The following is a 13,324-nucleotide window of genomic DNA, read 5'->3' as shown; positions in this document are numbered from 1 at the left end:
ATGGAATTAATTCGAATTTCACAGGGTGAATTAGCCTTTGGTGAAGACAGTATTTTAGATAAAGCAGATTTAACCGTTAAAACAGGCGAAAGAGTTTGTTTAGTAGGGCGCAACGGCGCAGGTAAATCTTCTTTATTAAAAGTTTTAAACGGCATGCAAAACCTTGACGATGGTCAGTTGCTTATGTCTAACAACGTAAAGTTAGCCATGTTAGAGCAAGATCCACCAGAGTCGTGCGATATGACGGTATTTGATTACGTTGCGCAAGGTGTTAAAGAGAATGCTGAGTTAATTAAACAATATCATCATATGATTACGTTAATTGGCGAAGACCCGTCGGAAGATAACTTAAATAAGCTTTCTGATGTGCAACAAAAACTTGATCAAGCTAACGCATGGCAAGACGAGCAACTTATTGATAAAGCCCTTACTACTTTGAAGTTAGAAGCAGACAAAATGGTAAACGATTTATCTGGTGGTTGGTTACGTAAACTTGCATTAGCAAAAGCCTTGGTGCTTGAGCCTGATGTATTGTTACTTGATGAGCCAACCAACCATTTAGATATTAGTAGTGTGTTGTGGCTTGAACAGTTCTTAAAAGATTTCCAAGGAACTATTGTATTTATCAGTCATGATAGGGCGTTTATTCGTGGTTTAGCGACGCGTATTTTAGATTTAGATCGCGGTAAATTAACCAGCTATCCAGGTAATTACGACGAATACATTGAGCAAAAACAGCATGATTTACAAGTTGAAGCTCAGCAAAATGCATTATTTGATAAAAAGTTAGCTGAAGAAGAAGTTTGGATACGCCAAGGTGTTAAAGCCCGTAGAACACGTAACGAGGGTCGCGTGCGTTCTTTAGAGAAACTACGTGCAGAACGAGAACAACGCCGTGAAGTGAAAAACCAAGGTGGTATTAATATTACTCATGGTGATCGTTCAGGTAAGTTGGTGTTTGAGTGTGAAAACTTAAATATGACGTTTGGTGATAAAACCATTATTAACGCGTTAGATTTATTAATGATACGTGGCGATAGATTGGCTTTAATTGGTGCTAACGGTACAGGTAAATCAACCTTAATTAAGTTGATTATGGATAAAATTCAGCCTACGTCAGGTACTATGCGCAGTGGTGTTAATTTAGAAGTGGCTTATTTTGACCAACATAGAGAAGCTCTTGATTTAAATAAAACCGTTCAAGATACCGTAGCTGAAGGCAAGCAAGAAGTAACCGTTAATGGTAAAACACGCCATGTTTTAGGTTACCTACAAGACTTTTTGTTTAGCCCTAAACGCGCAAGAACACCAGTACGAGCATTATCAGGCGGTGAGAAAAACCGTTTACTATTAGCGCGCTTGTTTTTACGTCCTAGTAATTTGCTGATACTGGATGAGCCAACTAACGATTTGGATATAGAAACCCTTGAACTATTAGAAGAAGTCGTTGCAAATTATTCAGGAACGGTTATTTTAGTGAGCCATGACCGTGATTTTGTGAATAACTGTGTAAACACTTGTTTGTATTTTGATGGTACAGGTGACGTAACTCATATTGTTGGTGGTTACGATGATGTTGATAGCTACGTTGCTTATAAAAACGAGCAAAGAAAAAACTTAGCGGGTAATGTTGCTAAGAAAAAAGAAGATAAAAAATCGGCTTCATCAGTTAAAGCAGCTGTAGCAAAACCTGAAAAGAAAAAACTGTCGTTTAAAGAAACAAAAGAATTAGAAGCTTTACCGTTACAAATTGAAGAATTAGAAAACTTAATAACTACTTTGCAAGAAGAAGTTAATCAATCTGATTTTTTTACGGCTAACGATGAATCACATACGAAAAAAATATTGAACCAGCTCGAAGAAACTGAGTCGAAGCTTGAAGTAACTTATGCTAGATGGCAAGAGTTAGACGAATTGTAATAAAAATTGAGAGTTAAGTAGTTAATGAAAATATTTGCAAAAAGAATACTCGCTTTAGGAATTTGTACCGCATTAATGGGCGCTTCTGTGCAAGCTGCCACCTATGAAGTTATTGATAAGGGAGCTGTTGATACACATAAGTATACTTTTGCTCAGCAAGAAAATATTCATGGTGAAATGGTTATTTCGGGCACTCAAGCTTATAGCTTTGCCGTTCAATACCAATACTTAGTTGAGAGTGATTTTAACGCGATTGTTAATAATGCTGCTGTTCTTAACGATCAAGTTTTTGGTGTTAATGATATAGAAGACGAAGAAGCCTTAAGAGCCGGAAACCCAACAGAAAACGATGTTTTTTGGGTGTTGTATTACTTACAACGTATTCCTGCAGCTAATCAATTTCTTTATCAACAATACGGTGATATAGCCGCGCTTATTAATTTAAATGGCGTAACTGAAGAAATTACTATTTTTGATGAAATGTTTGAAGGAACTAATGAGTTCACTCGTTCTACCGTTGATAATATTAATGGTATTACCGATAAAGGTTGGATTTACGGTAGTGGAACAGCACCTTACTTACCGGTCGTTATTACTGCAGATCAAAATACTGAAGATACCAGTGATGATGTATCTACTAACTATTGGGTAAGAGAGTTTTCAAGACGTGCTTTTTTCTCTCCTGATAGAGGACAAACCATCATTCCACTTATAGCACCTGAATCAACTTATGGTGGTATTTCTGAAATATCTGATTTAAGTGAAAGTGGCATTGCTATTGGTTTTGCAAGCACGGTAATTTCTGAACAAGTAACCGATTTTATTACAGAAAGCTGTACGGATGCTGATCAATTAGAAAATATTCCTTTAATTGTATGTATTGATGTTACTTTACGAAATAACGGTTTAACGTTAGATAATTTGTTTCAGACAGAAGCGTTTAAATGGACTATTAACGATAGTGGTGTTGTTGAAAGCTCTGAACAATTAGGTTATTTAATTACGCCACACGTTGACGATGTAAGAGGTTTAGTGAGTGTTGCACAAGCCGTTAATGATGCTGGAACCGTTGTAGGTTATTCGCAAGGTTGGTTTGACAACAATGTAACTGAGCCTGATGTAAACGAATTTAAGTTAACTTATGCGGTCATGTTTAAAGACGGTGAGGTTTATGATTTAAATACTGATCATGAAACATTCTATAACTCAAGAGTTAACGATATTAATAACTTAGGTATTGCTACGGGTTATGTACAAACTACCGTAAGTGGTATAACAACGAATATGTTTTATTACATTGATACAAACGATGTTAATAATTTAGAAATGATTATGCCAGATACCTTTTTTACAGGTAGTTCAACTACGGCTAAAGCAATTAATAATAAGGGCTTTATTGTAGGACAAGGTGAAGTAGAAACTCATGTAGTTACCGGCGGTAACCCAAGACGTACTCATGGCTTTTTATACGACACAAACACTGATACTTTTACTGACTTAAATGCGTTTCTTACGTGTGAGTCAGACTATACGATTATTGACGCTAAAAGCATTAATGATAATAACGAAATATCAGCAAGTGCTTTAGTTAAAACTAACGCAAAAGACTTTTTTGGTAGAGACGTATTAGATGATAATGGCGATCCCGTTCAAGAAGAAGTTGTTAGAGCAGTTAAACTGCAGCCTATTGAAGGCGGCGAACTTAATGATTGTTCAGAAGTTGAAGAAAAACTTGAAAGACAAGGCGCTAGCTTTGGTGTGTTTATGCCACTTGTTTTATTAGTGGTAGGTTTTAGAAGAAAGCTTTTTAAGTAGTTACAATATTAAGTTTTAAACATAAAAAAACACCTTATATTTAAGGTGTTTTTTTGTTTAAGAACTTGAGTTAATTCTTAAGTTTACAAAGCTAGTTTGAATTAAAAAGCTGAAGTATCTGTAAATAATCCTACTTTTAAGTCTTTAGCTGTGTAAATTACTTTGCCATCAACCGCTACTGTACCGTCAGCAATGCCCATAAATAATTTACGCTTAATTACGCGTTTAAAGGTAATGGTATAAGTTACTTTTTTAGCTGTTGGTAATACTTGGCCAGTAAATTTAACTTCACCCACACCTAGTGCACGACCTCTGCCTGGTCCACCTGACCATGCTAAGTAAAAACCTACTAATTGCCACATAGCATCTAAGCCTAAACAACCTGGCATTACTGGGTCACCTTTGAAATGACAATCGAAAAACCATAAATCAGGGTTGATATCAAGTTCAGCAATAATTTCGCCTTTACCGTGTTCACCGCCATCTTCATTAATTTTAATGATGCGATCCATCATGAGCATGTTGTCTGAAGGTAATTGGCTATTGCCTTCACCAAACATTTCACCGGTACCTGCTTTTATTAAATCTTCTTTAGTGTAAGCGTTTTTTTGTTCCATGATTTAGGATCCCAACTTTTGATTACTTTAATATAAAATTTTAGGCGCTACTTTAGCTAACACTTGTACACTAAACAACTCTGATTTGTTAAAAAAAACATTTTTATTGCGTTTTATAGGGTTATGCGTAACCATATTGTCCCTATATAGAACAAAATAGGTTGAATTATGACTGAGACGGTTAAAAAAAAGGCGATGACAAACGCTGAAAAACAAAAGAAATACAGAGAAAGACAAAGAGAAAAAGGTAAAAGAGAGATGAGAGGTTACTTATCTCAAGAAGCTTTAGAGTGTTACAAATTGATCTCTGAGCAAACACAATGGTCTGACAGTATGATCATGAGTAATGCGGTTCGTTTAACTTATGCAGCATATAAAAATGGTCAAATTGGTTTATTAAACAGTTGGCTGACTAAAAACAAACTATAATTGTATAATGTATTCGTTTTTGTGTTTGTGAGTTTTTTAGAAAAATCTAATAATTTTATTGTGTTACATTAAATTTTACTTATACTCTATTTGATAATTATTTATTCTTTTTTTAATCCTATTTCTTTTAGGTTGAGGTGTTAGTGCATTGATTAATGTTTTACTTGTTGATGATCATGAATTAGTAAGAACGGGGATCCGTAAAATTCTTGATGAAGTAAAAGGACTTAAAGTGATCGGTGAAGCGTCTACGGGTGAAGAGGCGGTTCAATTTTGCCGCAAAAATGAACCTGACGTTGTTCTAATGGATATGAATATGCCCGGCATAGGTGGGTTAGAGGCGACTAAAAAAATTATTCGTTATTCACCTGATATAAAAATTATTGTTTTAACTGTGTATACGGAAGATCCTATACCAACAAAAGTTATGCAAATAGGCGCTGCTGGTTATTTAACTAAAAGTGCAGGCCCTGACGAAATGGTTAATGCTATTCGTGCTGTTAATAGTGGTCAACGATATATTACCCCTGATATTGCGCAACAAATGGCATTGAGTCAGTTTAAGTCTTCTGAGGAAAACCCGTTTAATTTATTATCTGAAAGAGAATTACAGATAATGTTAATGATAACGCGCGGTGAAAAAGTTCCTGATATATCTGAACAATTAATGTTAAGTAGTAAAACCATTAATAGCTATCGCTACAGAATGTTTGAAAAACTTAATGTAGGTAATGATGTAGAACTTACTCATTTGGCTATACGTCACGGAATGCTCAAAACTGAAAAGCTATAAACTTGTCTGAAAATACTCCCTTAGAACATTCAATATTTGATCATAAATCCTTTTTATCCTCTGTTAGTGAACAGGCTGGGGTATATAGGATGTATGATCAAGAAAATACTATTATATATGTTGGCAAAGCTAAAAACCTTAAAAAAAGGTTGGCAAGCTATTTTAGAAAAGACGTAGGTAGTAATAAAACTAAAGCTTTAGTTAGTCGTATTCATGTTATAGATGTAACGGTAACGCACACGGAAGGCGAAGCGTTAATTTTAGAAAATAACTACATTAAAAAATACCAGCCTAAATACAATATTCTTTTAAGAGACGATAAGTCTTATCCTTATTTACTGATCACAGATCATAAGCATCCTAAACTTGGTTTACACCGTGGTGGTAGAAAAGTTAAAGGTGAATACTTTGGCCCTTATCCTACCGTAGGTGCTGTTTGGGAAAGCTTAAGGCTAATGCAGAAGCTTTTTCCGTTACGCCAGTGTGAAGATAGTTATTATAGGGCGCGCTCTCGACCTTGTTTACAATTTCAGCTGGGGCGTTGCTCAGCGCCTTGCGTCGATCAAATTTCGCAAGAAGAATATGGAGAGCAAGTTAAGTTAGCTAAGTTATTTCTTAGAGGAAAAAACTCAGACGTAATTAAAGAGCTTGTTCATAAAATGGAAGTGTCTAGTAGCCAACTTGAATTTGAAAAGGCAGCTAAACATAGAGACCAAATTGCGACCTTAAGAAAAGTACAACAACAGCAATATGTAAGTGGTATAGCGTCTGAATTAGATGTGGTTGGTTTACACCGTATTAGAAATTTAGCTTGTATTCATATTTTGTTTATTCGCGACCAAAAAATATTAGGCAGTAAAAGCTATTTTCCAACGGTGCCTCTTGATACTGAAGATGGCGAAATTATTGAAGCTTTTATCAGCCAACATTATTTAGGCGATGATCTTAAAGCCGCGCGTATACCTAAAGAAATTGTTATTCCTCATGCGATTGAATCAGTTAAAGAGCTTAAAAAATTATTAAGTGATCAAGCTGAAAATGAGGTGAAAATTTCTCATAATGTTCGATCTGAAAGAACACAATATTTAAAACTGGCTCAAACCAATGCAACTAATGCTTTATTAACTAAAAACAGTGAAAAAGAATCTATTCAAGCACGCTTTGCAGCGTTGAATGAAGTGTTTGAACTGACGGGGGGGATAAATCGCTTAGAGTGCTTTGATATTAGCCATACGATGGGGCAACAAACTGTTGCCTCTAATGTTGTGTTTGATCAAAACGGTCCTTTAAAAAGTGATTACAGGCGTTATAACGTCCATGGCATTACTCCGGGCGATGATTATGCGGCTATGGCTTTTGCCCTGAATAAACGTTATTTGAATGCCAGCCTTGAAAAGATGCCTGATATTATTTTTATTGATGGTGGTAAAGGGCAGTTGGCAGAAGCAGAACAATTTTTTGCTGAATTAAAGCTTGAGAAAACCCCTTTGCTTGTAGGTGTGGCAAAAGGGGAGTCGCGTAAGCCAGGATTAGAGACTTTAATTTTAGCGGGTAGTCATCAACTGATCTCTTTACCTGCGACTTCTCCCGCTTTACATTTAGTGCAACATATTAGAGATGAGTCGCATCGATTTGCTATTGCAGGCCATAGAGCTAAGCGTCAAAAGGTTAGTAAAAAATCAGCATTAGAATCAATTGAAGGTATTGGCGCTAAGAAAAGGCAAGCCCTATTAAAGTATTTAGGGGGGATGCAAGAGGTGTTAGCAGCCGACATTGAAACCTTAACTAAAGTTCCAGGTATTAGTAAGGTACTGGCTCAAAATATTTATGATGCTCTGCATGACAATTGAGTTGTAATCTGTGTAAAATGATATTTTTAAGTACTATAAAAATAAAAGTAGATTATGTGGACTATTCCCAATCAAGTTACCTTATTTAGAATTATATTAATCCCTGTTTTTGTTTTGGTTTTTTACCTTCCTATTTCTTGGAGTCATTTTGGTGCTTTTGTTGTTTTTTGGTTTGCAGCTGTAAGTGATGCCGTAGATGGTTACTTAGCACGACGCTTAAATCAGTCTTCAGCTTTTGGGGCATTTATTGATCCTGTAGCTGATAAGTTAATGGTTGTTTGTGCGCTTGCTATGTTAATCGAAGATTATAATGTGTGGTATATCACCATATCTGCCGCTTTAATGATTTCACGTGAAATATTTATTAGTGCGTTACGTGAATTTATGTCTTCTCGTGGGAAAAGAGATGTAATTGCGGTGTCTAATTCAGGTAAATATAAAACTGCTGCGCAAATGTTGGGCATTATGGGACTTATTTGGCAACCGACTTATGATATTCCTTTAATTTTGTTCGATATTCCTCAAGAATTTTTCATGTTTTTAACTTATAGCTTTTATTCTATAGCAACAATTTTAACTTTTACGTCTATGTTGAGTTATTTTAAAGCCGCTTGGCCAGAGCTAAAAGCTAAATAATAACCATATTTTGTAAGGTATTAGCTAAAAAAACACCATTTAAGCTGCTTTTTGAGCACTTGAAATAAATTTAAGATTAAAGTGTTGACTCATCATAATATCAATGTAAAATGCGTTTCCAGTTGACAGGGAGTCAGCAGATGAAGCGGCTGTAGCTCAGTTGGTAGAGCATCACGTTGCCAACGTGAATGTCACGAGTTCGAGTCTCGTTAGCCGCTCCAATTTCTCTTAAGAGAATAAATAAGGAAATACCACTCAACTCGTAGTGAATGATTTGGCGGGTTGGCAGAATGGCTATGCAGCGGATTGCAAATCCGTGGACCTCGGTTCGACTCCGGGACCCGCCTCCATAATGCCCGGGTGGTGGAATTGGTAGACACAAGGGATTTAAAATCCCTCGCTCATAGAGCGTGACGGTTCAAGTCCGTCTCCGGGTACCATTTCATTATTGCAGGTTGGGTAAAAGACTACATATTGGCATATGTAGGAGTTAAAAAGTAAAAGATGTAGCGCGGCTGTAGCTCAGTTGGTAGAGCATCACGTTGCCAACGTGAATGTCACGAGTTCGAGTCTCGTTAGCCGCTCCAATCTTTTACACAATATTATAAGTTTACTTATGATGTGAAGCGGCTGTAGCTCAGTTGGTAGAGCATCACGTTGCCAACGTGAATGTCACGAGTTCGAGTCTCGTTAGCCGCTCCAATTTTCATCTTATGATGGAGTAGGGAACCAATCTCTACTATAAAAAATGCTTTTCCCGATGCCCGGGTGGTGGAATTGGTAGACACAAGGGATTTAAAATCCCTCGCTCATAGAGCGTGACGGTTCAAGTCCGTCTCCGGGTACCATCTTCATTTCTTTGAAGTGTAAAAATACTATTTTAGTTGAAGTTTATATTAATAAATTTAGTTTTATTTAATATAAGTAGGGAACCAATCCCTACTATAAAAAATGCTTTTCCCGATGCCCGGGTGGTGGAATTGGTAGACACAAGGGATTTAAAATCCCTCGCTCATAGAGCGTGACGGTTCAAGTCCGTCTCCGGGTACCATCTTTAAAGTTTATCTTCTTAGTTTTCGCTGAAACCTGCATCTTTAATGATAACGGGTATATAACACTTACCTATATCATTTTTTACTTCAAAAATTTATTACTCTCTTTATTTATAAAATAATTTTTTTATTCTAATTACCTACCTCAACACTTTATCTTCATTAGCCTGTTTTATACCAAGTCCATTAAGTTTTTTCCCACTCAGCGAGAGTTAAAAGGCTTAGAGGCAAGGCATTGATTGAAGAGAATGGTTATTCCCTTGTCAAAATCAATAACGCCGCATATAAGCCTTTTAAACTCGCCCTTGGGAGCTCATTAGCAAACTTATAACGGCACAAAATTAGTGAAATATAGAATAACTATGTTTAAATAATTTTGCTTGTTTTAAGCTCGCTAATGTAGCTCTGAGTTGAGAACAAACTTAATGGAATTGGTATTAGCTTTTTTTAAAATCGTTACTTCCTGAATACAACTGTTGCTCGTAATTGATACTTTACGTAACTTTACATATAAGACCTATCAAAACATATGATGTTTGTTGTAGCATTACAAAAGACAAAAATAGTACGTAAATTAACCCTGTTTAAATAGGGAGGCTATGACGGAGTCAATTTTTGTACGCCAAAAAAATACAATAATAACGAGGAAAATAATAATGAAACAACATTTTGTATATAAAGATACTTTAAAAGCCGCCTGTCTTGTAGTTGGGATTGCTTTAAGTGGTTCTGCCTCTGCGGGTCTTATAAATAATAACTTTCAAACTGAGCTGAGTGGTTGGAGTGCTGATTACCATTATTATGATATAGCTAATGATACGGAGCACTTTTTTGAACCTGTAACTGATTTTGGAAATTTCACGAACAATTTTGTAACAGGTGTGAACAGTGTAACCCTTAATACTTCAACTGACGGCATCAATGATTATTTTGGTTTTTACCTTTTTCAAAAGTTTGTAGTTGATCAAAGTTCGTTCGAGCTTTCATTAGATTTTGATGCGAGTGCTGATTTTGCAACTGTGACTTTAATTGATGACAATGATGATGTTCTTCATGATTTTATGACCGGCGGTTCAAGCGTTGATATCAGTAGTTTTGCTAATTCTACTGTGTCGTTACAGTTTGGTATTGAAGATTTTGATTTTATTTATGATGATTATTTAACTATTTCTAATATTTCTATTAGTGAAAAATCTTTATCTGTTCCTGAACCTTCCACCTTTGCGATATTTGCATTATCTCTTCTAGCCTTTGGTCGTCGTTTACAAACGCGCAAGTAAATCTTGTATCTCACTCCCGTTTGTTTGTGGCCATATAAATTATTTTTATAGGCTGTGGTTTAAAATTTTTGGAGAATAAAAATGGTTAATACCAATTTATCCCGTGTTTTTTTAAATAAAGTAAAAAATGTACAACGAAGCTTTACTTCATTATTGATTATTGCTTTTACTTGCCAATTATCATTTAACGTACTGGCTGAAGAAGAGGGAACTTGGGTTGCAGTTGATGAAGCTTCTGTAGAACAAAGTAGCCGTTACACTAAGCGTGGTGTCGGTTATTACACCTATAACGACCTTGTAATTTCAGATCAAGCTCAGTCTGAGTTGTCTGATAAATTAAGGTTAGTGATCACGAGTAATAGTCATGATGTTATTAATACATCGGGTATTGATACAAATGGTTTCCCTTATTTAGATGTCGCTTCTGTAAATGAGAGTACTCAGGTTTTCTTTGCCGCAAAACGTGCTGCATTTTCTTACACTGCTGAATTACAACAATTTGTTGTTGATGCAACACAAGCACCTGAAAATTTGTTGTTAGTTGAAAACATGGCACCAAGTGCACATTGGGATAATACTGTATTAGCTAATGTGGTTAATGGTGATGAGTCTCAAGAGGCTGTTGCTACTTTAGTGGGAGCTGCGAATAGTAATGTTTATATTATTTTTGATATTGTAGAAAGTAATAACCTTGTTTTTAGTTTTTCACAAGATGCTGCTTCTACTAACAAAGTGACAAGCTGGGAAGTTGCTCATCGAACAGAAAGTGGTTGGGTTGTGCTCAAAACGTGGGGTGATGCAACTCCGGGTTTAAATACTTTTACAGCTAATGCCAATGTTTCAGCAAATAAAATTCGTTTTAGATTTCGTACAACTGCGGGTTCTAATTTAGCGGTTAATCAATTGTCTGTAGTTAGTCAGCCTGTTGTGGTTGATCCAACTCCTGATCCTACACCAACGCCAGGTGACCCAATTCTTGATACCGATTTAACAGGATATACGGGTTACACTGATGAGCATGGAGTAACAACCGTTGATGTTGGTTATTTTGAAAATAAAGTATTTGATGAAACTCCTGATGAATTAATTGCTGAAGCTGTTTTTGCTGATACTGTAAATGATACCGCTCGTTTAAAAACGGCGTTAAACAAAGCAAGAAGAGAAGTTGATGGCGGCGTAGTTAGATTACTTGCTAATCCAAATGGTCAGAATCGTTTTAGTTTATCTCATATCGCTGTTCCTTCTAATACTCGTATTGAAGTTGAGCCGGGTGTTGTTTTAGAAATGCGTGGTACTATCAAAGAAGATCTTTACCCAACCAGTAAGAACGACGCTAAAAATAAAAACAAACCGAATAGACAATTTTTATTCTCGTTTGGCCGTAGTAATGGCCCAGGTAACTTATTAGCTGAGCGCATAGAGAATGTTGAAGTAAGATCTATGGTACCGGGTGAAAAGTTCACGATTGATGCTATGACTAATATGCCACACGACTATGGTTACATGAATGGTGGTAATGGTAATGGCGTAGTTAATTTAACGCGTGCTATTCCTATTGGCCTATTTTATGTTAAAAACTTTGCTATTTCTGATATTAATATTGAAGACAATCATACTGAATCTGTAGCGGTACAAATGTTTGCTGATGCTGATTATAAAGATGGTTCTTACACCTATCGTTTTGGTCCTACACCTCTTTATTTAGAAGATCGTTACGTTAGAAATCCTGAAGGAAGCCCAAGCTTAAATAGACCAATGAACCCTGTTAATATTCCGCTAGCAACTAACAGTAATGGTGACTTTATTAATGAATCGGGTGATATTATTCCTGATATGTTTGCGATTAAACGCAATCCTACTTATAGTCGTACTCCTGTAAAAGGTTCTATTAACAATATTAAAGCAACCCATTCTCATACGGGATACGGTGTTGTTCAGGTTTATGGTGGTGATTGGATTGAAATAGATAATATTGAAGCCTTTAACGGTATAGGTGTTCGCCTTGAAGCTGGTAATGGTACAGATAATGATAATTTTAATCGTTCAGGCCCTTATTATTCATCAATGAACAAAATTAAGATTTCTAATATTAAAGTCACCAATGGTTTTACGGGCGTTTGGTTAAAACCTCACTCTAAAATTATGAAAGACATTACCGTTGAAAACATTGAAGCGATTGATAGTGGAACAGCATTACTTGTTGGTAAAGGCTCGTTTGCTTGTAAAACAAGTTGTCGTGATTTAACGCGTGGTCGTATTAATAATTTAGTGATTAAAGGTGATATATCGTTAACGCAAACTGTTTTTGATGCGCCTGTTGCTGAAGTAGGTAACAACATTACTTATTTGATCACTGATGCAAACCGTGAATATTTAGCTAATTTATATGGTAAAACAACAGATCAACTTACTCGTAATGACCTACAACAGAAAACTATCACGGGTACTCAAACACCTGAGCAATTAGCGTTATTGACACCTAATGACTTTGATAATCCATCGGGAACTCGTTGGTATAAAATATTCCCAACAGCACCTGTATTAGCGTTATCCATGCTATCTGAAACCGAGGTAGGAAATCAGTCAGCTAAAGAGGGCTTTTATCCAGCTGATTTTTCTAAAGCTAATATTCGATCTATTGGTTTACCTGATTCAGACACGTTAATTTTATATCGTGGTGATATGCGTAATCCTAATGGTACGCCTGCAACAGATTTTATTAATAAGTAATCCGGTTAAGTAAAATAAAAAACAGTTTATGTGTTATTGAATTAGCGTAAATCTGTAAAAAGGGAAAGCAAAAGCTTTCCTTTTTTTTGCCTCTAATTTTTAGGACTATTAGCTTGTATTAGGCAGTCATATTGCGACTAGCGTTATACTTTGTGTTTTAAAGCAATATCATCTTTCCATAGTTCAACTAAAAAATCGATGA

General features: G+C 35.9%; 9 protein-coding genes and 7 tRNA genes. 15 read left to right on the top strand and 1 reads right to left on the bottom strand.

What is annotated here, in order from left to right; all coding sequences use genetic code 11:
* Together uup and B0X80_RS15935 are read left to right on the top strand one after the other, a co-directional pair.
* On the top strand, positions 1 to 1,920 hold the full coding sequence (gene uup, locus B0X80_RS15940; protein WP_077342075.1) for an ATP-binding cassette ATPase Uup: 1,920 nt from the start codon (positions 1 to 3) through the stop codon (positions 1,918 to 1,920).
* 24 nt (positions 1,921 to 1,944) lie between these two features.
* Complete coding sequence (locus B0X80_RS15935) at positions 1,945 to 3,735, top strand: DUF3466 family protein (protein WP_077342073.1); 1,791 nt, start codon at positions 1,945 to 1,947, stop codon at positions 3,733 to 3,735.
* Positions 3,736 to 3,836: 101 nt separating this feature from the next.
* On the opposite strand, the gene fabA is transcribed toward B0X80_RS15935, so the two are convergent.
* Positions 3,837 to 4,352, bottom strand: a complete 516-nt coding sequence (gene fabA, locus B0X80_RS15930; RefSeq protein ID WP_076419921.1) for a bifunctional 3-hydroxydecanoyl-ACP dehydratase/trans-2-decenoyl-ACP isomerase — start codon at positions 4,350 to 4,352, stop codon at positions 3,837 to 3,839.
* A gap of 168 nt (positions 4,353 to 4,520) precedes the next feature.
* Between fabA and B0X80_RS15925 the strand changes: the two genes are divergently transcribed.
* The 13 genes from B0X80_RS15925 to B0X80_RS15865 all read left to right on the top strand — a co-directional run bounded on the left by B0X80_RS15925 (position 4,521) and on the right by B0X80_RS15865 (position 13,122).
* Positions 4,521 to 4,781 (top strand): hypothetical protein, encoded by a 261-nt coding sequence (locus B0X80_RS15925; protein ID WP_077342071.1) that lies wholly within the window; start codon positions 4,521 to 4,523, stop codon positions 4,779 to 4,781.
* A 148-nt stretch (positions 4,782 to 4,929) separates the two neighbouring features.
* Positions 4,930 to 5,574 (top strand): UvrY/SirA/GacA family response regulator transcription factor, encoded by a 645-nt coding sequence (gene uvrY, locus B0X80_RS15920; protein ID WP_077342069.1) that lies wholly within the window; start codon positions 4,930 to 4,932, stop codon positions 5,572 to 5,574.
* A gap of 2 nt (positions 5,575 to 5,576) precedes the next feature.
* Positions 5,577 to 7,424, top strand: a complete 1,848-nt coding sequence (gene uvrC / locus B0X80_RS15915) for an excinuclease ABC subunit UvrC (RefSeq protein WP_077342067.1) — start codon at positions 5,577 to 5,579, stop codon at positions 7,422 to 7,424.
* Between the two features lie 54 nt (positions 7,425 to 7,478).
* Complete coding sequence (gene pgsA, locus B0X80_RS15910) at positions 7,479 to 8,060, top strand: CDP-diacylglycerol--glycerol-3-phosphate 3-phosphatidyltransferase (protein WP_077342065.1); 582 nt, start codon at positions 7,479 to 7,481, stop codon at positions 8,058 to 8,060.
* Between the two features lie 145 nt (positions 8,061 to 8,205).
* Positions 8,206 to 8,281 (top strand) — tRNA-Gly (locus B0X80_RS15905).
* 55 nt (positions 8,282 to 8,336) lie between these two features.
* A tRNA-Cys gene (locus tag B0X80_RS15900) sits at positions 8,337 to 8,410 on the top strand.
* Positions 8,411 to 8,414: 4 nt separating this feature from the next.
* A tRNA-Leu gene (locus B0X80_RS15895) sits at positions 8,415 to 8,500 on the top strand.
* Positions 8,501 to 8,571: 71 nt separating this feature from the next.
* Positions 8,572 to 8,647, top strand: a tRNA-Gly gene (locus tag B0X80_RS15890).
* Positions 8,648 to 8,686: 39 nt separating this feature from the next.
* Positions 8,687 to 8,762: transfer RNA gene (locus B0X80_RS15885), tRNA-Gly, on the top strand.
* Positions 8,763 to 8,822: 60 nt separating this feature from the next.
* Positions 8,823 to 8,908: transfer RNA gene (locus B0X80_RS15880), tRNA-Leu, on the top strand.
* 117 nt (positions 8,909 to 9,025) lie between these two features.
* A tRNA-Leu gene (locus B0X80_RS15875) sits at positions 9,026 to 9,111 on the top strand.
* 657 nt (positions 9,112 to 9,768) lie between these two features.
* Positions 9,769 to 10,392 carry a PEP-CTERM sorting domain-containing protein gene (locus B0X80_RS15870; protein WP_175623965.1) on the top strand — a complete coding sequence of 208 codons (624 nt, stop codon included), beginning with the start codon at positions 9,769 to 9,771 and terminating at the stop codon, positions 10,390 to 10,392.
* Between the two features lie 81 nt (positions 10,393 to 10,473).
* Positions 10,474 to 13,122, top strand: coding sequence for a hypothetical protein (locus tag B0X80_RS15865; RefSeq protein ID WP_077342061.1), 2,649 nt, complete (start codon positions 10,474 to 10,476; stop codon positions 13,120 to 13,122).
* Positions 13,123 to 13,324 lie beyond the last annotated feature (202 nt).

The organism is Pseudocolwellia agarivorans (genome assembly GCF_002000085.1).
GTDB classification, from domain to species: domain Bacteria; phylum Pseudomonadota; class Gammaproteobacteria; order Enterobacterales; family Alteromonadaceae; genus Pseudocolwellia; species Pseudocolwellia agarivorans.
This window is presented reverse-complemented; position numbering and strand designations above follow the sequence as displayed.